Source organism: Rhodococcus sp. IEGM 1366, assembly GCF_033142425.1.
In the GTDB taxonomy this organism is placed as follows: domain Bacteria; phylum Actinomycetota; class Actinomycetes; order Mycobacteriales; family Mycobacteriaceae; genus Rhodococcus_F; species Rhodococcus_F globerula.
On record NZ_JAWLRZ010000001.1, the window covers coordinates 1070845 to 1094106 of the forward strand.

General features: G+C 61.6%; 18 protein-coding genes. 11 read left to right on the plus strand and 7 right to left on the minus strand.

What is annotated here, in order from left to right; genetic code table 11:
* Nucleotides 1–74: 74 nt before the first annotated feature.
* A complete protein-coding gene (locus R4P64_RS05165; RefSeq protein ID WP_317819588.1) occupies nt 75–1397 on the plus strand; it encodes an MFS transporter in 1323 nt (440 codons plus the stop codon).
* A gap of 97 nt (nt 1398–1494) precedes the next feature.
* Here R4P64_RS05165 and R4P64_RS05170 read toward each other — a convergent pair whose 3' ends face one another.
* The 3 genes from R4P64_RS05170 to R4P64_RS05180 are packed head-to-tail and all read right to left on the minus strand — an operon-like array spanning nt 1495 to nt 4131.
* Entirely contained in the window at nt 1495–1881 is a 387-nt protein-coding gene (locus R4P64_RS05170) for a carboxymuconolactone decarboxylase family protein (protein WP_033237408.1), read from the minus strand.
* Nucleotides 1882–1914: 33 nt separating this feature from the next.
* Nucleotides 1915–3486 carry a long-chain fatty acid--CoA ligase gene (locus R4P64_RS05175; RefSeq protein WP_317819591.1) on the minus strand — a complete coding sequence of 524 codons (1572 nt, stop codon included), beginning with the start codon at nt 3484–3486 and terminating at the stop codon, nt 1915–1917.
* A gap of 33 nt (nt 3487–3519) precedes the next feature.
* Nucleotides 3520–4131, minus strand: coding sequence for an RBBP9/YdeN family alpha/beta hydrolase (locus tag R4P64_RS05180; RefSeq protein WP_317819593.1), 612 nt, complete (start codon nt 4129–4131; stop codon nt 3520–3522).
* A 466-nt stretch (nt 4132–4597) separates the two neighbouring features.
* Here R4P64_RS05180 and R4P64_RS05185 point away from each other — a divergent pair, with 466 nt between their 5' ends.
* From R4P64_RS05185 to R4P64_RS05205, 5 genes are all read left to right on the plus strand, one after another.
* Complete coding sequence (locus tag R4P64_RS05185; RefSeq protein WP_317819595.1) at nt 4598–5650, plus strand: 3-keto-5-aminohexanoate cleavage protein; 1053 nt, start codon at nt 4598–4600, stop codon at nt 5648–5650.
* 166 nt (nt 5651–5816) lie between these two features.
* Entirely contained in the window at nt 5817–6842 is a 1026-nt protein-coding gene (locus R4P64_RS05190; RefSeq protein WP_317819596.1) for an ABC transporter substrate-binding protein, read from the plus strand.
* Entirely contained in the window at nt 6839–7726 is an 888-nt protein-coding gene (locus tag R4P64_RS05195; RefSeq protein ID WP_095887703.1) for an ABC transporter permease, read from the plus strand. The genes R4P64_RS05190 and R4P64_RS05195 overlap by 4 nt, the downstream gene beginning before the upstream one ends.
* Entirely contained in the window at nt 7726–8535 is an 810-nt protein-coding gene (locus R4P64_RS05200) for an ABC transporter ATP-binding protein (RefSeq protein WP_317819598.1), read from the plus strand. Before R4P64_RS05195 ends, R4P64_RS05200 begins: the two co-directional genes overlap by 1 nt.
* Before the next feature lie 368 nt (nt 8536–8903).
* Nucleotides 8904–9851 (plus strand): DUF1214 domain-containing protein, encoded by a 948-nt coding sequence (locus tag R4P64_RS05205; RefSeq protein WP_095887705.1) that lies wholly within the window; start codon nt 8904–8906, stop codon nt 9849–9851.
* A gap of 72 nt (nt 9852–9923) precedes the next feature.
* Here the strand turns inward: R4P64_RS05205 and R4P64_RS05210 are convergent, their stop codons facing one another.
* Nucleotides 9924–10868: an AraC family transcriptional regulator gene (locus R4P64_RS05210; RefSeq protein WP_204368972.1), complete on the minus strand. Its 945-nt coding sequence runs from the start codon at nt 10866–10868 to the stop codon at nt 9924–9926.
* 245 nt (nt 10869–11113) lie between these two features.
* On the opposite strand from R4P64_RS05210, the gene R4P64_RS05215 reads away from it, so the two are divergent.
* Both R4P64_RS05215 and R4P64_RS05220 read left to right on the plus strand, forming a co-directional pair.
* A complete protein-coding gene (locus tag R4P64_RS05215) occupies nt 11114–11938 on the plus strand; it encodes an SDR family NAD(P)-dependent oxidoreductase (RefSeq protein WP_317819603.1) in 825 nt (274 codons plus the stop codon).
* 47 nt (nt 11939–11985) lie between these two features.
* The gene (locus R4P64_RS05220; protein ID WP_317819605.1) at nt 11986–13011 is read left to right on the plus strand and encodes an ABC transporter substrate-binding protein; all 1026 of its coding nucleotides are present in this window, start codon (nt 11986–11988) and stop codon (nt 13009–13011) included.
* A gap of 9 nt (nt 13012–13020) precedes the next feature.
* Here the strand turns inward: R4P64_RS05220 and R4P64_RS05225 are convergent, their stop codons facing one another.
* Nucleotides 13021–14340, minus strand: coding sequence for an ammonium transporter (locus R4P64_RS05225; RefSeq protein ID WP_172937693.1), 1320 nt, complete (start codon nt 14338–14340; stop codon nt 13021–13023).
* A 163-nt stretch (nt 14341–14503) separates the two neighbouring features.
* Between R4P64_RS05225 and R4P64_RS05230 the strand changes: the two genes are divergently transcribed.
* From R4P64_RS05230 to R4P64_RS05240, 3 genes are all read left to right on the plus strand, one after another.
* Complete coding sequence (locus R4P64_RS05230; RefSeq protein WP_317819607.1) at nt 14504–16660, plus strand: DNA polymerase III subunit gamma and tau; 2157 nt, start codon at nt 14504–14506, stop codon at nt 16658–16660.
* Nucleotides 16661–16801: 141 nt separating this feature from the next.
* On the plus strand, nt 16802–18016 hold the full coding sequence (locus R4P64_RS05235; RefSeq protein WP_033235863.1) for an acetyl-CoA C-acetyltransferase: 1215 nt from the start codon (nt 16802–16804) through the stop codon (nt 18014–18016).
* Between the two features lie 44 nt (nt 18017–18060).
* Nucleotides 18061–20184, plus strand: a complete 2124-nt coding sequence (locus R4P64_RS05240) for a 3-hydroxyacyl-CoA dehydrogenase NAD-binding domain-containing protein (protein WP_317819758.1) — start codon at nt 18061–18063, stop codon at nt 20182–20184.
* A gap of 107 nt (nt 20185–20291) precedes the next feature.
* On the opposite strand, the gene R4P64_RS05245 is transcribed toward R4P64_RS05240, so the two are convergent.
* Complete coding sequence (locus R4P64_RS05245) at nt 20292–21593, minus strand: class I SAM-dependent methyltransferase (RefSeq protein WP_317819610.1); 1302 nt, start codon at nt 21591–21593, stop codon at nt 20292–20294.
* The gene (locus tag R4P64_RS05250; protein WP_317819759.1) at nt 21590–23035 is read right to left on the minus strand and encodes an FAD-binding oxidoreductase; all 1446 of its coding nucleotides are present in this window, start codon (nt 23033–23035) and stop codon (nt 21590–21592) included. Before R4P64_RS05250 ends, R4P64_RS05245 begins: the two co-directional genes overlap by 4 nt.
* Nucleotides 23036–23262 lie beyond the last annotated feature (227 nt).

Below are 23262 nucleotides of genomic sequence, written 5' to 3' on the forward strand. Positions count from 1 at the left end.
GCGATTTCCGGAAACTTATACCTCGACCAGGGTTCCGCCGTCGTCTTCCTTCCTCGAATGCTCCAAGGAGAATCATGGGATTACAGGCTACTTCCACGCTCAGCGTGGACACCGCACGCAGCAGCGGTGGACGGCGAAAGATATACCCCTGGATCGTTTTTGCGCTGGCCTTCGGCCTCCTGCTCTCGGACTACATGTCCAGACAGGTCCTGAGCGCGGTTTTCCCGATCCTGAAAGCGGATTGGGATCTCTCCGATTCGCATTTGGCGTCGTTGAGCAGTGTTGTCGCGCTGATGGTCGGGTTGCTGACGTTCCCGCTCTCACTTCTGGCCGATCGTTGGGGCCGCGTCAAGAGCCTGATCCTGATGGCCGTGTTGTGGAGTGTCGCTACTCTGCTGTGCGCGATTGCCCAGTCCTATGAACAGATGCTCGGTGCGCGATTCCTCGTCGGTGTCGGTGAAGCCGCATACGGCAGTGTCGGTATTGCCGTGGTGCTCAGCGTGTTTGCACCGCGAGTGCATGCAATGCTGGCCGGTGCCTTCATGGCCGGTGGTTCGTTCGGTTCGGTGATCGGTGTTGCGATCGGTGGGTTCATCGCCGTTCAGTTCAGTTGGCGTTGGTCCTTTGCCGCGATGGCGATCTTCGGTCTCATCCTCGTTGCGCTGTTCCGCGCTCTGGTTACCGAGAAGAAGTTGGCCGCTCACGCCGTCGAGGGTTCTGCCGGCGCCGCAGTGGAACCGGATGGGTACCGGGCGCCGGTATCGACATTGTTCACCAATCCGGCGGTGCTGTTCGCCTATATCGGTGGCGGGCTGCAGATGTTCACTGCCGCTGTGCTTCTGGCGTGGTTGCCGAGTTTCTTCAACCGCTACTACGATCTTGCGCCGGACAAGGCCGGAGTCATGGCTTCGGTGTTCGTTCTCCTGGTCGGCAGCGGTATGGTGGTCTGCGGATTCATCACCGACCGGTTCAGCCATGACAACTCGGCAAAGAAGTGGACTACGGCGATCGTCTACTGTGTGATCTCCCTGGTGTCCTTGGGTATCGGTCTCCGGTTAGGCACGGGCACAGCGCAACTCGTACTTCTGGGAATCGGCGCATTCTTCTCTGCCGGCTGTTCGGGTCCGACAGCGGCGATGGTCGCCAACCTCACGCATCATTCGATCCGCGCATCGGCCATGGGAACGCTGACGGTCGCCAACAACCTGCTCGGACTGGCGCTCGGTCCCTTTGTCATCGGCATTCTTGCCGATCATCTCGGACTCCTGAGAGCGCTGCAGCTTTCACCCTTGGTCTACATTGCCGCCGTGGTTGCCTTTATTGCGGGCAAGCGTGCGTACCCGGCCGGTATTCGTCGTCTGGAGAATCTTCAGAAAGCGCCTGCAATGGATGCTTGATCCGGCATTGCAACTCGAATGGGCACCTACCCGCTATTTGCGAGTAGGTGCCCATTCGTCTGTCAGCTGATGTTGTGGCACAGAAGAACTGCCAAATTCAGTTATCCGACTGACGCTGCTTGTGTGCTTCCATCTCCTCGACGAGGATCGGAACGCCGATGTTGCACGAGTGGATACCCACCACGGTCGCCAGCTTGAGGACCTCGAGAATCTCCTGCGGTGTCACCCCCATGTCCAAGGCTGCCTGAATGTGGCGCCTGGTACCCGGTGCATACATGTGGGTGGCGGAGGCGTCGACGGCGATACACAGCAGCTGAACAACTTTCGGTGAGAGGACACCGCTCTGATACGGCTCCATCGCCATTTTCATATACAGTTCGGTCCAGTTCGGGTCCATGTCGTACAACCCGTCCCAGAGCGTATTCCAGCCGCCGCCGGCCTTCATCGCCTCGACTACTGGATAGCTGTTGGTGTCCTCGGTCATCATTCCTCCGTTTGTTGTTCGATTCGAGCAGTTCTAGCGGGCGGTTGAGGCGGCCGCGAGTTCGCGCTTGAGAATTTTCCCGGTTGCGGTCATCGGCAGTTCGGTGACGAACTCGACGTGGCGGGGGTACTTGTAACTGGCCATCTGTTCTTTCGACCACGCGATCAGGTCGTCAGCCGTGATCTGCGCTGCCGGGTGGAGGATGACAAACGCCTTGATCTCCTCGCCATGTCTCTCGTCGGGCAACCCGACGACGGCGGCGAGCGAAACGGCGTCGTGGGTCACGAGGACTTCTTCGATTTCGCGAGGGTAGACGTTGAATCCACCGCGAACGATCAGGTCCTTCGCGCGATCCACTATGTAGTAGAAGCCGTCGTCGTCGACGCGAGCCAAGTCGCCGGTGCGGAACCAGCCGTCATGCATGACTTCGGCAGTGGCGTCGGGGCGGTTGTAGTAGCCCTTCATGACGTTGTGGCCGCGCAGAGCGATCTCACCGACTTGATCCTGGCCCGTGACGGTGTTCCAGTGCTTGTCCACCAGTCGCGCCTCGATACCCCAGATCGGGACTCCGATCGATCCCGGCCGAGGATCACGCTCCGGGTCGCTGAACAGTGCCAACGGCGAAGACTCGGACAGCCCGTAGCCTTCGAGGATCTGGACGCCGAACTGCCTCTTGAACTGGGTGAGAATCTCCACGGGCAATGCTGCGCCGCCGGAGATCGCCTTGCGCATGTTCCGCGCAATCTTCTCGACATCCACATTTCCTCCGTCGAGCGCGCCGAGCAGACCCCAGTACATAGTGGGCACGCCGGCAAAGACCGTGATGTTTTCCTGCTCCATCAACGCGAGCGCAGCGGCGGCCTCGAACCGGGGCATCAGGACCAGCGTCGAGCCGACGGAAAGTGCGGAGTTCATGGCGACGGTTTGGCCGAAGGAGTGGAACAGTGGGAGTGTGATCAGGCACGTATCGAGTTGTGTTGGGGTGCTGTCGAAGAGGCGATTGGCGCAGAGCGCGTTGAGAACCATGTTGGAGTGAGTGAGCTCTGCGCCTTTCGGAGCTCCGGTGGTTCCGCTGGTGTAGAGAATCACTGCTGTATCCGCCGGTTCTCGCACCACGGTTTCGAACTCGTTTGGCGTCGCAGCGATCGCCTGGGCAACCGTGTGGACGTCCGCGAGTTGCGACGGCCCCTGCGGATCGGCAGTGATCAGGAACATGTGACTGCACGCGGGAGCACCCTGGAACCCGTCGAGGCCGTACTCGCCGATCGGCAGGTCGGGGCCACCTTCGAAACAGAAGTAGGCTTTCGCATCGGAGTCGTTGAGGTGGTACGCAATCTCCCGGCCCTTCAGCAAGATGTTGAGCGGTACCACCACTGCACCAGCCTTGAGGATCCCGTAGTACACCGCGAGGAACTCGGGGATGTTCGGGCAGGAGAGCGCAACCTTGTCACCGGGTTGCACGCCTCGGGCCACGAGCAGGCTTGCGATCTTGTTCGCATGGCGGTTCAGTTCCGCGTAGGACTGGCGCTCGTCGCCGAGCACGACGGCGTCTCGATCCGGGTATCGCCGAGCCGAATCTTCCAGTAATGCAGATAAATTGAGCATCGCTGCGTGTCCTTCGAAGTGTAGGGAGGGGGCTCAGGTCAGCGTTTGCGAGACCACGTCTTCGCGCACCTGGGTCAGCTCGCCGATGAATTCCTCGGCCTGCGACCATTCCCCGTACCCGGAGGCAGGATTCAGGTGCCCGACGTCGCCGAGGTCGACCAGACGGCTGCCCCAGACCTCGGCCATGTTGGCCACCCGGAGCCGATCGGCCAGCGGGTCGTTCGAACTCACTGCGACGATGCTCGGGAACGGCAGTTGGCGACGGGGAATGGGCAACCATCCGTTGGTGCTGAGATCCTCCAGCACTGGATAACCCTCGGGTAGTTGGCGTTCCAGGTCCGCGGGAGTTGCCAGCAGCGCGCCCACGATCGGGCGATTCGCCTGTAGAGCCCAGTGGACGGTGATCATGACACCGGCGCTGTGGGCAACAAGCACGATCGGTCCGTCGATGTCGCTGATCACCGCGTCGAGGGCTGCGATCCGGGCAGCCAGGCTGAGCTTGTTCTCCGAGAGGGGAGGCACGCTACGTACCCGGTCCAGCTTGTTTTCCAGCAAAGTCTGCCAGTGTTCGTCGACGTGGTCGCGTAGGCCGGGCACGATCACGACGGTGGGTACTGAGGGGGCGTTCGCGGAAGGGTTGGTCATTGCCGTCTCCGGGGTTGTTTGGTGATGTTCGGGGCGTAGCGCCGGCGCGGGTCTGCCACTGTGGTTGATCGCCGGGGGCGGAACCCGATTTACGTTGTGACGGCGCGATCTACGAGGCGCTCGACACTCTTGTATCGGGGTCACGATAGCCGGATCGGTCCATTGATATTTGACATAATGGGACAAGCCTATTGACGTTTCGGGACTCGTAATTTCAGTGGGTCATGCGGGCCTTGGCTGCCCCAAGGGTCAAGAATCCTGTCTCAATGCGTCAAGTTTGATTGCTTCGACACGGCTATCGTGATCTCCATCACCAGGAAGGTCGAGTGCGCGGCAAATCACAGGCATTCGAGTGGAACGGGACGATACATGTTGTGATGCAACGACCTTCGGGTGCGGGCTGACACTGACGTCGTCTCGGGAAGCGCCCCTTCTTTCTCATCTCTCATCTGATTGGAGTTTTGTTATGCATTTTCACGATGACGCCTTGTTCCCGGAGGTTCAGGAGAAGCTTGTGATTACGGTTGCGCCGTATGGTCCGGAGTGGGAGCCGGACGATTTTGCGGAGGATCTGCCGTTGACGATGGACGAGCATGTTCAGACTGCGGTGGATTGCTACAACGCGGGTGCGACGGTGTTGCATATTCATGTTCGTGAGCTTGACGGTAAGGGTTCGAAGCGGCTTTCGAAGTTCAACGAGTTGTTGGGTCGTTTGCGTGAGGCTGTGCCGGAGATGATTTTGCAGGTGGGTGGGTCGATTTCGTTTGCGCCGGAAGGTGAAGGTGCGGATGCGAAGTGGCTTTCCGATGATGTGCGGCATATGTTGGCGACGTTGGATCCGGCTCCGGATCAGGTGACGATTGCGATCAACACGTCGCAGATGAACATCATGGAGTTGATGACCCCGGATGATATTGCGGGGACGTCGATGGAGCGTCCGGAGTTGGCGAATACGTATCGGGAGATGACGGTTCCGGCGGGTCCGGAGTGGGTGGCGGAGCATTTGCGTCGGTTGCAGGAGGCGGGTATTCAGCCGCATTTCCAGCTCTCGAGTATTCCGCAGCTCGAGACGGTGGAGCGGTTGATCCGCCGGGGGATCTACACGGGTCCGGTGAATTTGACGTGGGTGGCGATCGGTGGTGGGTTCGACGGTCCGAATCCGTACAACATGATGAATTTCGTTTCGCGGGTTCCTGATGGTGCGTGTCTGACGCTCGAGACGTTGATGCGCAGTGTGTTGCCGGTGAACACGATGGCGATCGCGATGGGGTTGCATGCGCGGTGCGGTAACGAGGACACGATTTGGGGCCGTAAGGGCGAGAAGATGACGTCGGTGCAGCAGATCGAGCAGTTGGTGCGTATTGCGGGTGAGTTGGGCCGTGAGGTGGCGACGGGTAAGGAAGCTCGCGATATTTATCGGATCGGTCAGAGGTATGCCGATACCGATGAGACGTTGGCGAGGTTGGGTTATGCGCCGAATCGTCGGCCGGGTCAGTTGGGTTTCACCCACCACGCCTGATTTTTCGTCAACCTGCATGTTTTGTCCGGGGCGCGCCAGTACTGCCGTGCCCCGGACACGCTCAGTACAGCCGCCGGCGCATTTTGCGCGCACCAATTGTGTTGGCTCGCATACCGGTTCGTAGCGACTACCTTCACAAGACACTAAAGGGTATGAGAAAAGTCAGATGAGTTCACAACGTTCTTGGGCACGGAAGGCGGCGGTCATCGCCGCCACTACAGCGACCGCATTCAGTATGGGTGCCTGCGGCAGTGATTCTGCCTCTGCCGACGGCTCTGTCATGAAGATCGGAATCACTCAGGGAGTGCCAGGCGATCTGCTCACCGTCGTTGCTGAAAACGAGGGTTTCTTCGACAAGCGTGGGGTCAACGTCGAACTGATGCCTCCCTCCTTGACCACCGCCCTCTCCGCCGCCGTCATTTCGAACGACATCACTGTCGGGACCATGGTGCCCGGGACCTTGTGGCCGGCAATCGACAAGGGTGCTTGTGCAAAGGCTTTGGGCTCCACGCTGGGAAACACGATGGATGTGATTGCGCAGCCGGGCACCGAGATCGCCGGTGACCCCACCGATCCCAACACCACTATGGCGAGCATCAAAGGAAAGACCATCGGTGTCACTTCCCGTGGATCCGGCATGGAACTGTGGATTACGCAGCTGCTCAACGATGCCGGTCTGGACCCGGCCAAGGACGTCACGTTCGTGGGAGTCGGAGCGCCGGCCACAGCAATCCAGGCGTTCAAGGCCAAGCAGGTTGACGTTCTCTACTACGGCCCCACTATGGCCGAGCAGTTGCCCGAATCCGAAGTAGTGCGCGTGACGGACATTATCGGCAAGCCCGGGAATGCGCTTTCCTCGCTTGTTCAGGGATATCCCTCGGCGTCCTGCAACACGATCGAGCAACGCCCGAACGACTTGTTGAACTACTGCAAGGCGATGTGGGACACCTACGATTTTGCGCAGGATCCCAAAAATGCTGCGGCGATGGGCAAATGGATGTCCGAGCTGATCGGTGTCTCGCCTGCCGGGGGACCGGCAGCCTGGGACGCACTGAAATCGACGTATCTGCCGATGACCATCACGCAGGAATCGTGGGAAGCGCAAGCCGAGTTGGCTGGTTCGCCGGCTCCCGTTGCGCCGGATTTCGCCAGCTCGGTCTACGAACCGTGCACGGGTGGTGATCCGCGATGACCCCTCCCGCTGCCGTCGCGACGACGCGCGTCGACCCGGTACTTCAACCTGTCCCACCAGAGGAAAAGAAGCCGAAGGGTAAGAAAGTTGTTGTCGGCGCTACCGGCGCCAAGGCCAAACTTTCCGGCGGATCATTACTCGCGGTGCAGATAGCGCTACTGATCGCGATACTGGCCGCCTGGCAGATCAGCTACAACTACGCCGGTGAGAACAAGCTGGTGGTGTCGAACCCGAAGCTCGTGTGGGAGGCCTTTCTAGCTTGGCAGGAGAAAGGCACCTTCTGGCCTGACCTGTGGTCGACGGTGTCTGCGGCCTTCATCGCATTGATTCTGAGCGCGGTGATCGGTATTGCCGCGGGCATCGGGCTCGCGCTGGCGCCGAGCGTCGAGGCCGTGGTTTCTCCGTTCCTGGACGCGATCAATGCGATGCCGCGCATTGCTCTTGCCCCGGTGTTCGTCATCTACTTCGGTATCGGTTCGACCTCGAAAATCGTCCTGGCATTCACGCTGGTTGTCTTCATCATCACCATCAATACCAGGGCCGGTGTATCGAGTGCCGACTCGGAATTGCTTCGGCTGTCCGTGGTCATGGGAGCGAGTAAGTGGCAGCGCTTCTACAAGGTGCTCTTGCCGGTGGCCGTGCCGTCCATCTTCGCCGGTCTTCGGCTAGGCCTGATCTACTCGCTCCTCGGCGTAGTGGGCGCAGAACTCATCGCCTCGACAAGTGGCTTGGGGCAGCAGATCTCGGCATCCTCGGCTGCGTTCGACCTCGGGACGGTGTACGCCGCCCTGATCGTTCTTGCAGTGATCGCCGCAGTGTTCAACGCTGCCGCCGGGCGTATCGAGAAGTCGATTCTTCGTTGGCAACCCCCGCAGGACGCATGATGACGTATACAGGAGTGAAAGCCGTGGGAACCGACAACGCCGTCGTAGTCGAAGGCCCCGCGTTCGAGATTCGTTCTGCAACATTGGATTACACGCCATCTGGCGCGAGCACCTTCTCCGGAGTTCGAGATCTCTCGCTCACCGGAAAGCGGGGTGAGCTGTTGGTGCTGGTAGGCCACAGTGGCTGCGGAAAGACAACAGCTCTGAATCTGATGGGGGGATTGATTCATCCGACCACCGGCTCCGTCTCGGTGCTTGGCACCAGCCCGGCGCAGGCGCGTTCGGAAATGGGATACATGTTCGCCCGTGACGCGCTGTATCCGTGGCGAACGGCCAGACAGAATGTGGAGCTCGGTATGGAGCTTGCGCATGTCGGAAAGACCGAGCGGCGTGAGCGGTCGATGGAGATGCTGCGCAGAGTCGGGCTCGAGGCTGCAGCGGACCGGTACCCGTGGCAACTGTCGCAGGGCATGCGTCAGCGTGCGGCCCTCGCCCGGACGTGGGTGATGAAGCCGGCATTGATCCTCATGGATGAGCCGTTCTCGGCGCTGGATGCGCAGACCCGCGACGTGGTACGTGACGAATTCCTTGATGTGTGGAGCCAGGAACGGCAGACCGTGGTTTTCGTGACACACGATCTGAACGAGGCATTGCTCATCGCGGATCGGGTAGTTGCCATGCGCGCCGGTGAGGTTGTGGTGGACATGAAGATCGAGATGGATCGACCTCGAGATGAGGCCGGTCTGGAAAGCAGCAAGGAGTTCCGTGACATGTTGGGGGAGTTGCGCGCAACGCTGAACTCGCACTGATTCTCGCGCAGCGAGCACGCGCGGCGGTTGGCCCGTAAGGCAGCCGTGATTGATTAGTTGACCCCGCCAGTGAGAAGGCCCTGTCGCGAACACACGTGACAGGGCAGAGGTGTGGCGGTCGATCATGCACATCGTCGCGATCGGATGGGCGAGGGATCGCCAGAGTGCGCTGAACCGTCCACAGCGAAGGCGTCGGTCACGCCCTGACACGAAAGGGTTCTCCAGGGATGCGGGCTCGACCTAACTCGGCCGATGATGCAGGGCGGGCAGATATCGCAGCCAGTGTATTCACCCGCGGCGGGCGAAGGCAGCGGTTCCACGGGCGATTAGCGTCGTCGTTGATCTGTTGATTCGAGAAGGGACGCCCCGTGGCCGAGATCGTAACCCGAGACAACTTCGTCGAGGCTGAAACCGCGCACTACTTCCGGGAGCAGCTCACCAAGGCCCCCGTCAACAGGTACTTTCACTCCAGGGTGCCGGTGAACGTCGAAACCCAGGTCGTGATCCGGTCGAACGTGGACCTGATCTACTCCTTCGCCGTCGTCGACGTGACCGAGGAAGCCACCTTCTCGCTCGCGCCGTCCAGCGAATACCAGGTGGCCGAGATCATCGACGAGAACCATTACGTCGTCGGTGTCATCTACCCCGGTGAGATTTTGACAGTGCGCAACGCCGACCTGTCCACCGGCACTCATGTGTATGTGGCGGGCCGCACCGCGACCGGGGGCGGGCTCGCCCGCGCCCACGAGTTGCAGGACGCACGCCGGATCACCGCCGCGACGTCCAATCCGTACCGAGGCCGGGAGTTCGACGAGGACACCCGCAAGTCGGTCGGCGCCGAGCTGGAAACTCATGCCGCCGAGGCGGACTTCTCCAAGGGCTTCGGTACCCCCGTCAGTACGGATTCTTACCAGCACCTGTTGGGCGCCCGCCTGGGCTGGGGTGGTCTGCCGCCCGAGGATGCCCAATACTTCCAGGCGGTGGCCACATCCACCGGTGTGGATGTGTGGACCTTTGCTGTTCCGCCGCTGGACTACGAGCGCAACGGATACTTCTCGGTGATCAAGTACGACGGGATGGGCTGGCTCGACGTCGACCGACCTGGCCTGTCCGACAGCGAACTGGTTCGCAACGACGACGGCACCATCAGCATCTGGTTCGGCGACGACCGCGTGGCGAACAAGCCGAACGTCATCCGCGCGACGGAGGGGCAGAAGTTCTATTACGGCATGCGCCTCTACCGTCCGCGCGATGCCGAGGAAACCCGCGAGTTCATCGAGAAGGTTCGGTCGACACCGATTGCTCCAGTTGGCTGACGGCTGTACCGCCAGTCGGTCCACTATTGCCTACCTCGGACATCATCGAAGCAGTCGGTGAACGGCCCAGAGTTACTGTTGCGGCCAGGCCTTCGGACTGCACCCGAACTGTTGGCGGAACCACCTCGAGAACGCGCTCAATTCGGAAAACCCGAGTTCCACCGAGATTTCGGTGAGGGAGCGATCCCCGCGCTCGATCGACAAGGTGGCGTGATCGCGTCGCACCGCATCCAGGATCGACGAGTACGTCTCACCCGACTGCGCTAGTCGCCGATGCAATGTCCGCCTGTCCATCCCCAGACTGCGCGCGATACGCGTCACCGAGCAATGCTCTGTCGGTAGCAGTGTGGCGATCAGGTCTCGGACCTGTCCGGCCAGGGACGGGTTCTCCGGCGGTGCGAGTAGTCCGAGATACTCTTGGGCGAACGGACGCAGTACGGGGTTGGACAGTCGATTTGGTGCATCCAAATCGCTTGTTGCAATGATGATTCCGTCGATCTCGTGATCGAAGTGGATGGACGGGCCGAAGATGCGAATGTGCATCTCGTCGTCGGCGGGCGCAGCGTGTGTGAAACAGGTGGATATCGGTAGCCATTCGTCGGGCAGGAAATCGCACAGGACTCGTAGGGTCGACGCGACAACCAGATCCACCGATTGCTGTCCCAGGATCATCCCGTCCATCGGCGTCACTCGAATCGTGGCCAGGCCGCGAGATTCTGTCAAATCGAGACGGATTGCTTCGTTGTGTAATTTCATGTGGCGCAATACGATTCCGAGCGCGCTCCGTACGTCGGGCTCCTCGCGTGCGATCAGGCCCACCGGACCGAGGTTCGACACACCGCGGTCAAGGGACATTCTGAGGCCGAAATCGTCACGGCCCGATTGTGATGCGGAGAGTTCGAGCAGCTCACTCACAGACTTCGCTGCGATCCATCCCTGCGTCGCGGCAAACGAGGCGGGGTCGATCCCGGCAACCCGCATCAAGGGGTGAGGATTCAGTCCAACCGACTGTGCCACTTCGACATATCCGTTCAAGACAGCACTACGTAGCCTCAGCATCGACGGCCCGAACTCTCGACGTGTTGTCCCATGTTGTCAAGGATATCGACCCAATCTGTCAATGCGGTCGCCGGGGCCGACTGTACCGTGATGGTCGTCACATCGATTGGGCCGAGCATTGCCCCGCGACATGCTCGGTGCCCGAAAACCCTGTTGTCCACACCGTTTTGTCGGCACGTATTTCTTCGAGAAAGGGATTGTGCATGAAACTTCTCAACCGGGTTGCGGTTGTCACGGGCGCCGGACAAGGTCTTGGCCGGGTTATCGCACTCGCGATGGCCGAGGAAGGCGCGAACCTTGTCCTGTGTGATGTTCAGGGTGACAAACTCGCAGCGGTATCAGCCGAGATCGAGGGCTTGGGGCGCGAGAGTCTTCCGGTTCGTTGTGATGTCTCGTCGAAAAGTGAAGTGGCCGAAATGTTCACGGCTGCAGCAGAGAGATTCGGTACCGTCCACATTCTCGTGAACAATGCGGCAATTGTGCCGACCTCGCCGGCCGACGAGATTCGACGTAACAAACACTACGAGTACGTCACGACACCTGTTCCTCGGCGCGCAGTCGGAATTACCAGCAGCCTCGATGATGACGACTGGCTCCGGTGGTGGGATGTCAACGTGCACGGCCTGTTCTACTGCACCCGCGAGGCACTGAAGTACATGGAACCTCAGCAGTACGGCCGGATCGTCAACATTTCCTCTGTCGCCGGTATATCCACCGCAAGCATGCACAGTCCTGGTTACTCCGCGAGCAAGGCCGCCGTAGCGAACCTGACCAAGACTGTCGCCCTGGATGTAGCCGGCGCCAACATCTTTGTGAACGCAATCGCGTGCGGAGGTGTGCTCACTCCGCCGTTCGAGGCCTACCTCGAACATGCCACCGACGAGGAAAAGCAGAATCTCTATCAAATGATCCCGGTCGGACGGCTCGGAAAGCCTGAGGAATATGCGTCCCTGGCGCTCTACCTAGCCGGTGAAAACCACTATCTCGTCGGCCAGGTGATCAGCGCCAACGGCGGCGTCGTCATCTAGTCCAGGCTCCACATTCCGTCACCCACTTGAGTATTCGAGGACATCAGTTGAACACGCAAAGTTTCCGGACATCGAAGACGATGTTCATCGCCGCTACGACAGTTGCCGCATTCACTTTGGGAGCATGCGGGAGTGATGCCGCTTCGGCAGAGGGTTCCGTCATGAGGATCGGAGTCACCCAGGGGGTGCCCACCGACCTGCTTACCGTCGTCGCCGAGAACGAGGGGTTCTTCGACAAGCGTGGAGTCAACGTCGAATTGAATCCACCTGCCTTGACCAATGCTGTTGCCGCCGCGGTCATCTCCAACGACCTCACGGTCGGTTCGTTGGTGCCGGCGATGCTGTGGCCGGCGATCGAGAAGGGCGCATGCGTGAAAGCTCTTGGCTCTCTGGTGGGCAACACGATGGATGTGATCGCGCAACCGGGAACCGAGATTGCCGGTGACCCCACCGATCCCGACACCACGATGGCAAGCATCAAAGGCAAAACGATCGGCGTGACAGCCCGTGGCGCAGGAATGGAATTGTGGATCAGCCAGATGGCACAAGAGGCGGGTATGGATCCGGCCAAGGACATAACTTTTGTCGGAGTCGGAGCGCCGGCCACCGCAATCGCGGCGTTCAAGGCCAAACAGGTCGACGTCCTCTACTACGGTCCCACCATGGCGTCGCAGCTCTCCGAATCCGAGTTCGTGCGTGTCACGGACATCATCGGTAAGCCCGGCAATGCGCTGTCGGGTCTCAATCACGGTTATCCCACCGCGTCCTGCAGCACGATCGCAGAGCGTCCGAATGACGTCATGAATTACTGCAAGGCGATGTGGGACACCTACGATTTCTCGCAGGATCCGCAAAACGCCGCCGTGATGGGGAAGTGGATGGCAGAGCTGACCGGCGTGGCTCCGGAGGCGGGAACTGCGGCCTGGGAAGCGTTGAAGGACGCCTACCTGCCGATGACCATCACCAAGGAATCATGGGAAGAGCAGGCGCCCCTCGCTGGTTCGCCGGCACCTACCGTCCCGGATTTCGCGAGTTCGGTCTACGAGCCTTGTGCAGGCGGTGATCCCCGCTGACCCCTGCCTTCAGTCCCGATCGCGTTCTCGTTCCCCACGTTCCTCTCGCTGACGCTGAAGGAACGGACTGGGGTTCTGGCCGCCGATCGGACCGTGTCCGAGGACGCCGTGCTCGTAGGCGGACTCGGCGTGCAGTGCGACGTCGATTCCGCGGGCCTCGTCTTCGCGCGAGATGCGGAAGCCGAAGGTTCGATCGATCAGCTTGCCGAGGCCGTAGGTGACACCGAAGGCATAGAGCGCGACGACGACAACACCGACAAACTGCTTGCCGAGCTGTGCAAGACCGCCACCGTAGAAGAGTCCTTCAGGGCCGCCGGTCATGACGGCCGTCGCGAGGAGTCCGATCAACAAGGATCCGATGATGCCGCCGACGAGGTGCACGCCGACCACGTCGAGGGAGTCGTCGTAGCCGAGCTTGTGCTTCCAGCCAACGGCATAGGAGCAGACGATGCCGGCGATCAGTCCGATGACCACGGCCCCGAACATATTGACGGTTCCGCAGGACGGCGTGATTGCCACAAGGCCGGCAACGACGCCGGACGCGGCGCCGAAGGTCGTGGGATGGCCGTCGCGGTTCTGCTCGACGAACAGCCAGCCCAACAGACCGGTGCAACCGGCGACGAGGGTGTTGAGGAAGATCTGCGCGGCCATACCGTCGGCGGCAAGAGCGGAACCGGCGTTGAAACCGAACCACCCGAACCACAGCAGGCCGACGCCGAGCAGGACGAAGGGAAGGTTGTGCGGACGCATCGACTCGGCTTTGAATCCCATGCGCTGACCGAGGACCAGAGCCAGAGCGAGGCCCGACGCGCCGGAGACGATCTCGACGACCAAGCCGCCCGCGTAGTCGAGGGCTCCCATTCGAGCCAGCCAACCGTCCGGATTCCACACCCAGTGAGCGACCGGTGCGTAGACGAGGAGGGACCAGATCGGGACGAAGATCATCCAGGCGGAAAACTTTGCCCGGTCTGCGATGGCGCCACTGATCAGTGCTGCGGTCAGGATGGCGAACGTCAGTTGGAAGGTCGCGAACAGCACTTCCGGAACGTTCCCGTGCACGGTCGACGGGTCGATACCTGCCATCCCGAGGTGTTCGAGTCCGCCGATGATGCCGCCGTGATCGTCACCGAATACGAGGCTGTAACCCACGAACAGCCAGGCCACGGTGACAAGCGCGATGGAGACGAAGCTCATCATGATCATGTTCAGTACGCCGGTCGAGCGGACCATGCCGCCGTAGAACAAGGCAAGGCCTGGAGTCATCAGTAGAACGAGTGCGGTGCTGATGAGCAACCAGGCGGTTGCTCCGGCGTCGATGGTGGCGGGCACAGTTTTCTCCTCCCACATGCGGACCTGTCCGCATGCTCGGCATCCACGATGGGTGCGTGTGGTTTCCACTGCGCTGCGACCATGTTGCGAACATGTTTCGTATCCGTCTGGGCGTTGCACCCGCACCGGGCGAGCTGTCGTACCTCGCCGGTAGTCTTTGCGCGTGGCCCTGTACCGGAAGTATCGACCGGCGTCCTTCGCCGAGGTGGTGGGGCAGGAACATGTCACCGCACCACTGAGCACCGCCCTCGACGCAGGGCGCATCAACCATGCCTATCTGTTCTCCGGCCCCCGTGGCTGCGGAAAGACGTCGTCAGCTCGCATTCTGGCGCGCTCACTGAACTGCAAGGAAGGCCCGACGTCGACGCCGTGTGGAGTGTGCAACTCCTGTATCGCGCTCGGTCCTGGCGGTTCCGGCAACGTCGATGTCACCGAACTCGACGCCGCGAGTCACGGTGGTGTCGACGACACCCGTGAGCTTCGCGACAAAGCCTTCTACGCGCCGGCCGAGTCGAACTACCGCATCTTCATCATCGACGAGGCCCACATGGTCACGGCGGCGGGTTTCAACGCACTCCTCAAGATCGTGGAAGAGCCGCCCGAGCATCTCATCTTCGTCTTCGCGACCACGGAACCCGAAAAGGTCCTTCCGACCATTCGGTCGCGTACGCACCACTATCCGTTCCGGCTTCTCGCGCCGTCCACGATGCGCGGGCTCCTCGAGAACGTGTGTGCGCAAGAGAACGTCGCTGTCGAGCCGGCGGTGTACCCATTGGTCATCAAGGCCGGTGGCGGATCGCCGCGTGACTCTCTCAGCGTTCTCGATCAGCTCCTGGCCGGAGCCGGCGACGAAGGCGTCACCTACCCGCGGGCTCTCTCACTTCTCGGCGTTACCGACGTGGCCCTCATCGACGAGGCCGTGGACGCACTGTCCGCCGGTAACGGTGCCGCGCTGTTCGGAACCGTCGAACGTGTCATGGACGCCGGCCACGATCCCCGTCGATTTGCACTCGACCTCCTCGAACGCCTCCGCGATCTCATCCTGATGCAAGCAGTTCCCGACGCTGCCGAAACAGGATTGGTCGACGCACCCGAAGCCGAACTGGTCACCATGCGTGAACAGATTCAGAACGTCGGACCGGCCACCCTGACGCGTTTTGCCGAGACCGTCCACGCCGGGCTGGGTGAAATGCGCGGCGCCACCGCACCTCGTCTGTTGCTCGAAGTGATGTGCGCGAGGATGCTGCTGCCATCGGCGTCGGATTCCGAATCGGCTCTGCTTCAGCGGTTGGAAAAGGTCGAAAGAGGTATCCCGGCAGCAGGTTTCGCGCCGGTAGGGTCCGTTGTTGCTGCTTCGAGTACGGCTCCGCCGGCAGTGCATGCTGCGCCGACGCCGTCCCCAGAGCCTCCAGTGGAGTCCAAGTTCCAGCGTCCGTCGCAGCGCAAAGCAGAGCCGGAGGTTGTGCCGCCCGCACCTGTAGTCGAGGCCGCGCCGGAACCCGCGCCTGCGCCGGTTGTCGAGGCTGCACCCGAACCTGTACCTGCGCCGGTTGTCGAGACCGCGCCGGTAGCTGAGGCTGCGCCAGAACCTGTGATCGTGCCTGAGCCTGAGCCTGAGCCTGAGCCGGTGGCCGAGCCGGTGGCCGAGCCCACTCCGGTTGAGGAAGAGGTACCGGTCGCGGCCCCAGCTTCGGCAGGCCCGACCGTCGAAACGCTCCGCGAGTCGTGGAATACGTTGCGCAACAAGGTGGGTGAGCGAAACAAGGTCCTACCGGCCATGCTGTCGGCCGCGACGGTTCACGATGTGCGTGGCCATGTGTTGGTGATTGCGCATGTCACTCCGGTGCTCGGTGCGCGTGTCACCTCGCCGCACAATGCGGCGGTTATCTGTGAAGTGCTTTCCGAAATGTTCGGTGGTACTTGGCAAGTGGAGTACCAAGAGGGCGCACCGGTTGTCCCGGCCGGTTCGGGTCCGGCAGCCAAGGCGGCCGAGGCTCCGGCGCGCCCGGCAGCAGCGCCACGGTTCTCGCGGCCAAGTCAGGAGCGGGCGGCCAAGGCTCCTGCGTCGACATCGCGGCCGCAGGGCGCAGATCGCGGTTCCGACGACATTCCGCCGCCCGAGGCTCCGGATTACCCGGACGACCCTGGACCGGCCCCCGAGGTCGACTACGAAGCGACACCTGCCGCGGCAACGCCGGAAGAAGAAAAGCAGATGTTCGCGGAGGCTGCGCAACCTGCCGATCCGACAACCCGTCGCGACCCGGAGGAAGTGGCAAAGGAACTGCTCAAGGACGTCCTGGGAGCACGCAAGCTCGAGTAGGTGCGGCCCGTCTGATCCTCTCGGTCATCAAGCACGATCGCTTTGGTCCTTCCCAATAATTTGGAACACGTTCTACAGTGGGTGGACCGGAGGTCTGACTGCAGGCCGGTTCGACGAATTAGACGGAAGGAACACCTCACAGTGACCACAGAGGCATTCATTTATGAAGCCATCCGTACCCCGCGAGGCCGCGGCAAGAAGACAGGGTCTTTGCACTCGGTCAAGCCGATTTCGCTGGTCACGGGTCTGATCCAGGAACTGCGCGTGCGCTTCCCCGATCTCGACGAAGACCGGATCTCCGATCTCATCCTCGGGATCGTCGGGCCGGTGGGCGATCAGGGTGCCGACATGGCGCGCATCGCTGTCAACGACGCGAAGCTTCCTGACACCGTCGGTGGCGTGCAGATCAACCGCTTCTGTGCGTCCGGTTTGGAAGCCGTGAACATGGCAGCCCAGAAGGTTCGCTCCGGTTGGGACGAGCTCGTGATCGCCGGTGGCGTCGAGTCCATGTCGAGGGTCCCGATGGGCTCGGACGGCGGACCGTGGGCACTGGACCCGGCCACCAACTACGACAACTACTTCGTTCCGCAGGGCGTCGGCGCAGACCTCATCGCCACCATCGAGGGTTTCTCGCGTGACGACGTCGACGCGTACGCCGTCCGCTCGCAGGATCTGGCCGCGAAGGCTTGGACCGGCGGATACTTTGCCAAGTCCGTTGTCCCGGTCAAGGACATCAACGGCATCACCGTTCTCGACAACGACGAGCACATGCGTCCGGGCACCACGGCGGCAAACCTTGCCGGACTTGCACCCGCGTTCAGTGTCGTCGGTGAGGTCGGCGGCTTCGACGCGGTAGCGCTCCAGAAGTACCACTGGGTCGAGAAGATCAACCACGTTCACCACGGTGGTAACAGCTCGGGAATCGTCGACGGCGCCGCACTGGTGCTCGTGGGCTCCGAGAGTGCCGGTCAGGCAATGAATTTGACCCCGCGTGCCCGCGTCGTCGCGACGGCGACCAGCGGTGCCGATTCCACGATCATGCTCACCGGCCCGACGCCGGCAACCAAGAAGGTTCTGGCTGCGGCCGGCCTGACGGTTGACGACATCGACCTGTTCGAGATCAACGAGGCTTTTGCCTCCGTCGTCCTGAAGTTCCAGAAGGACCTCAACATTCCGGACGAGAAGCTCAACGTCAACGGTGGCGCAATCGCCATGGGACACCCGCTCGGCGCCACTGGCGCAATGATTCTCGGCACGATGGTCGACGAACTCGAGCGTCGCGGTGGCAAGCGTGCTCTCGTCACGCTGTGCATCGGCGGCGGTATGGGCGTTGCCACCATCATCGAGCGCGTCTGACGCGACCGGACTACAGGAGACGAATCAGCGTGACCGAGAACAACATGATCAACTGGGAGCAGGACTCCGACGGCATCGTCCTGCTCACCATGGACGACCCCAACCAGGGCGCCAACACCATGAACGACCTGTACAAGGCGTCGATGCAGGCCACTGTCGACCGCTTGTACGAGGAGAAGGACTCCATCACCGGAGTTGTCCTCACTTCGGCCAAGAAGACGTTCTTCGCGGGCGGTGACCTCAAGAACATGATCAAGGTCGGGCCAGAGCAGGCTCCCGACATCTTCGCCGAGGTCGGAACCATCAAGGCGGCGTTGCGTCGACTCGAGACCCTCGGCAAGCCCGTAGTCTCCGCGATCAACGGTGCAGCGCTCGGCGGCGGCCTCGAAATTGCCCTCGCGACGCACTACCGCATTGCCGCTGACGTCAAGGGCGTCAAGATCGGTCTGCCCGAGGTCACTCTCGGACTGCTCCCCGGCGGCGGCGGCATCGTGCGCACCGTCCGTCTGCTCGGCCTGCAGAACGCCCTCCTGAACCTGCTCCTGCAGGGTCAGCAGCGCGGACCGGTAGAGGCCAAGGAAGTTGGCATCGTCGACGAGGTCGTCGGTTCCGTCGAGGAACTGGTTCCGGCCGCGAAGGCATGGATCAAGGCCAATCCCGAAGGCGGCGTTCAGCCTTGGGACAAGAAGGGCTACAAGATCCCCGGTGGAACTCCGTCCACCCCGGCCTTTGCCGCCAACCTTCCGGCGTTCCCGGCGAACCTGCGTAAGCAGCTCAAGGGTGCTCCCATGCCCGCTCCGCGTGCCATCATGGCCGCAGCGGTCGAGGGCTCGCAGGTCGACATCGACAACGCGATGCTCATCGAGGCTCGCTACTTCACGTCCCTCGTGACGGGTCGTGTTGCGAAGAACATGATCCAGGCGTTCTTCTTCGACCTGCAGGCCATCAACGGCGGCGGCTCACGTCCCGCCGGTATCGGGAAGACCCCGATCACCAAGGTCGGCGTTCTCGGTGCAGGCATGATGGGTGCAGGCATTGCCTACGTGTCCGCGAAGGCGGGCTTCGAGGTGGTCCTCAAGGACGTCACCATCGAGGCTGCCAACAAGGGCAAGGCTTACTCCGAAGGTATTGAAGCCAAGGCACTTTCGCGTGGCAAGACCACGCAGGAGAAGTCCGACGCACTTCTTGCCAAGATCGCCCCGACGGCTGACCCGGCCGATTTTGCGGGCGTCGACTTCGTCATCGAGGCAGTTTTCGAGAGCCAGGAACTCAAGCACAAGGTGTTCCAGGAGATCGAGGACATCGTTGCGCCCAACGCACTACTGGGTTCCAACACCTCGACGCTTCCCATCACGGGTCTAGCGACCGGTGTGAAGCGCCAGGAAGATTTCATCGGCATCCACTTCTTCTCGCCCGTCGACAAGATGCCGCTGGTGGAGATCATCCGCGGCGAGAAGACGTCCGACGAGGCATTGGCTCGCGTATTCGACTACGTCCAGGCCATCCGCAAGACGCCGATCGTGGTCAACGACTCGCGCGGCTTCTTCACCTCGCGCGTCATCGGCACGTTCATCAACGAAGCCATCGGCATGCTGGCCGAGGGTATCGAGCCGGCCACCATCGAGCAGGCCGGTATGCAGGCAGGGTACCCGGCTGCGCCGCTGCAGCTTTCGGATGAGCTCAACCTCACCCTGATGCAGAAGATCCGCAAGGAAAGCGCGGATGCCGCCAAGGCCGAAGGCAAGGAATTGCCCGCAGATCCGGCAGGCGACGTCATCAACACCCTCGTCGACGGTGGTCGCACCGGTCGTCTCGGCGGCGGCGGATTCTACGAGTACGCAGACGGCAAGCGCACTGGTCTGTGGCCGGGTCTGCGTGAGGCCTTCAAGTCGGGATCGACGGAAGCGCCGCTTCAGGATCTCATCGACCGCATGCTCTTCATCGAAGCCATCGAGACCGTCAAGTGCTTCGACGAAGGTGTCCTCATGACGACGGCCGACGCCAACATCGGCTCCATCATGGGTATCGGCTACCCGGCCTGGACGGGTGGCGTCAGCCAGTTCGTCACCGGCTACGAGGGCGGCAAGGCCGGATTTGTCGCTCGCGCCGAGGAATTGGCAGCCAAGTACGGTGAGCGGTTCACGCCGCCGGCGTCGCTGAAGGGCTGATTCAGACCCACCTGAAAGAGCGAACGTACCTTTCGGCGCATCTAACGCGCTGAAAGGTACGTTCGCTCAGTTCTGGGGAGAGAAAAGCACACAGGAGCCGAAGGCCCCTACCCCTTCCACCACGGGCGCAACGGCACATGTGCCTCGCCCTTGGCGCCGAGTTTGACGGCCAGAACCTGGTGCAGCTGAACGACATTGCGCTCGAAGCCCAGGCGTGAGCCGGCCATGTAGAGGCCCCACACGCGAGCGGTACCTTCACCGACCTCCGCGACGCAGACATCCCAGTTGTCGACCAGATTCTGGCACCACGCCGCAAGGGTCAGGGCGTAGTGCTCGCGGATGTTCTCCTCGTGCCGCACTTCGAGTCCCACGTTCTGGATCTCGGAGATGATGCGGCCGGAACCGGTGAGCTCCCCATCGGGGAAGACGTACCGGTCGATGAATCCGCCGGCCTTTGCGCTGCTGCGATTGTCCGGTCGGGTGATGCAGTGGTTGAGCAGACGCCCACCTTCGCGAAGTTTGCTCTTGAGGAATTCGAAGTACGCCGGGTAGTTCCCGACGCCGATGTGTTCGGTCAGTCCGATGGAAGAGATTGCATCGAACCCGGATTCGGCAACGTCGCGATAGTCGGAGAAACGAACCTGGGCGAGGTCGGCGAGCCCCTCGTCCTCGATGGCTTTCTGTGCCCAGTCGGCTTGTTCGCGGGACAGGGTCACGCCGATCACCTTGACGCCGCGGCGGGCGGCGTAGCGGACCATCGAACCCCAACCGCAGCCGATGTCGAGGAGGCGGTCGCCTGCTTGGAGTCCGAGCTTCTCGAACACCAAGCGGTACTTGTTCTCCTGTGCCTGCTCGAGAGTCTGTTCGGCGTTCTCGTAGGTCGCGCAGGTGTAGGTCATCGAGGGGCCGAGGACGTACTCGTAGAAAGTGTTGGAGACGTCGTAGTGGTGATGGATGACTTCGGCGTCACGAGATTTGGAGTGCCGCAGTCCTTCTGCGACGCGGCGCCAGCGGGGAAGGTGTTCCTGCGGCGGCGGCGCGATGGGACGCAACAAATCCCAGCCGAGGGAGCGGGTGATGCTGGCAAGCGTCAGTGCGGAGGGGCGCTTGAGGTGTAATTCGTCGCCCATGACGCGGAGGATCTCGTACGGGTCGCCGGGATGAACACCCTCGGCTTCGAGGTCGCCGGAGACGTAGGCGCGTGCCATGCCGAGATCGCCGGGAGCTGTTGCAAGATAGGTGGTTCCGCGGGTCGACTTGAGGTGGAGGCCGTAGTCGGCATCCTCGGGTCCGGCGGCACTACCGTCGTAGGCGGTGAATCGAAGCGGCAGCATGCCGTCGGAAAGCGTCTCGAGAATCTCTGCGATGGAGAGCTTTTCTTGGTTCTTGGAATCCTTGAACGTGGTCATTTCCGTTGCACCGCCTTAGAAAATAGGTCCAATAAACGCGAATTGGGGTCGTAGCGATCCTTGAGGTGCAGGTAGCGGTCGCCGCCGTAGTACTGCGCCTCGAAGTCTTCCTTCGAGTAATAGGAGTCCGAGTAGAGGGACTTGTGTCCGTCGAAGTCGCCGACCTTGTCCTCGATCAATCTGTTTGCTGCTCCCTCGCGCTCACCGGGAACGATCGGTACCGAAGACCAGAATCCGATATTGACGTAGGTGCGCTTGGGTTCGAGGGGGTACAGCGGCCACGGCCGTGCCGCGGAGGCTCCGGCAGGGCTGGGCTCGCGAAGACGCAACGGGCACAACCACAGCGGTTCGATCGGGATCTCGTCGAGGAACCAGGAGACAAAATCCGCAGTTCGTTCGATGGGCACCTCGACGTCCTGGACGACGCGTTCACGTGGGGGCTTTCCCTTGCGCTTTTCGAGGCGATCGCCGATGTCGTACTTGTGGTCGAGGGCGATCAGTTTCCAGTAGAAGCTGCTGCGGAGGTACTGCTTGGGCCACAAGCGCCGGATCTTGGGGTTCTGGGCTCCGAAGGCCCGCGAGCACCAGAACCAGTCGGTGTCCCAGCGCCACAGGTAGTCCCGGATGGTGAGGCGATCGGTTTTGGGATGTACCAGCGACGGATGCTGGATCGAACGGTAGAAGATGTTCTGTCCCGTGTAGTCGCTGACCGGCCCATCGTCGTCGGTCTGAACTCCGAGCGTGAGGTAGCTCTCGGCATCGGTAAAGACGACACCGTCGAGGTAGTCGACCGCGACGCCGTCGTACTCCCGGTCGGTGACGATGCGGTCCATCGTGGTTTCGAGTGCTTTCAATGAATCGAAACGCAGATGGCGCAGGGCTACATATTTTTTCACCGGTTCGAGGCTGATCTTGAGCCGCGTGGAATAGCCGAGGGTGCCGTAGGAATTGGGGAAACCGAAGAACAGTTCGGCGTGTTCACCGTCAGGTGTGGCGGTGACGATCTCGCCGTTTCCGGTGAGGATGTCGATCTCCAGAACGGATTCGTGCGGCAATCCGTTTCGGAAGGACGTGGATTCGATTCCCAACCCGGTGACGGCGCCACCGAGCGTGATGGTCTTGAGCTGGGGCACGACAAGTGGCGCGAGCCCGTACGCAAGCGTGACGTCGACAAGATCCTCGTACGTGCACATGCCGGCGACGTCTGCCGTCCGCGCCACCGGGTCGACGGCGATCACACCGGTGAGCCCGCTGACGTCGAGGCCGGGAGTCGACGACTTGGCACGGGCCCGGAACAGGTTGGAGGTCTTCTTGGCCAGTCGGACCGAACCATCGGGGGGTATCGCGTGATACGACGCGAGAAGTCGCGCAACGCCTTCCCGGTGCCGCGCAAAACCGGTTTCGCGCGCGCCGTCGGAACCCGGACGCTTACCTGCCCGGATCCTGGAAAACTTCGGAACTACCCCATTGAACGAGAGAGTCACAACCTCGACGCTATCCCTAGCGGTTGCTGGGGGCCATCGGTAGGGGTCGATTTGCGGGAATTTGATCGAGTTGTTGCAAACGGTCGCGGATTCGCGGCACCGATAGTGAACCAGCTCACATGATCTGGTCGATAGTCGAGATACCGGGCCGGAACAGGCAGTATGGAAACAAGGGTCTGTGCAGC

What these genes read in the sequence shown, in the direction of transcription:
- R4P64_RS05165 (WP_317819588.1), top strand. Translation starts at nt 75, where the DNA reads ATGGGATTACAGGCTACTTCCACGCTCAGCGTGGACACCGCACGCAGC.
- R4P64_RS05170 (WP_033237408.1), bottom strand. Translation starts at nt 1,881, where the DNA reads ATGACCGAGGACACCAACAGCTATCCAGTAGTCGAGGCGATGAAGGCC.
- R4P64_RS05175 (WP_317819591.1), bottom strand. Translation starts at nt 3,486, where the DNA reads ATGCTCAATTTATCTGCATTACTGGAAGATTCGGCTCGGCGATACCCG.
- R4P64_RS05180 (WP_317819593.1), bottom strand. Translation starts at nt 4,131, where the DNA reads ATGACCAACCCTTCCGCGAACGCCCCCTCAGTACCCACCGTCGTGATC.
- R4P64_RS05185 (WP_317819595.1), top strand. Translation starts at nt 4,598, where the DNA reads ATGCATTTTCACGATGACGCCTTGTTCCCGGAGGTTCAGGAGAAGCTT.
- R4P64_RS05190 (WP_317819596.1), top strand. Translation starts at nt 5,817, where the DNA reads ATGAGTTCACAACGTTCTTGGGCACGGAAGGCGGCGGTCATCGCCGCC.
- R4P64_RS05195 (WP_095887703.1), top strand. Translation starts at nt 6,839, where the DNA reads ATGACCCCTCCCGCTGCCGTCGCGACGACGCGCGTCGACCCGGTACTT.
- R4P64_RS05200 (WP_317819598.1), top strand. Translation starts at nt 7,726, where the DNA reads ATGACGTATACAGGAGTGAAAGCCGTGGGAACCGACAACGCCGTCGTA.
- R4P64_RS05215 (WP_317819603.1), top strand. Translation starts at nt 11,114, where the DNA reads ATGAAACTTCTCAACCGGGTTGCGGTTGTCACGGGCGCCGGACAAGGT.
- R4P64_RS05240 (WP_317819758.1), top strand. Translation starts at nt 18,061, where the DNA reads ATGATCAACTGGGAGCAGGACTCCGACGGCATCGTCCTGCTCACCATG.
- R4P64_RS05245 (WP_317819610.1), bottom strand. Translation starts at nt 21,593, where the DNA reads ATGACCACGTTCAAGGATTCCAAGAACCAAGAAAAGCTCTCCATCGCA.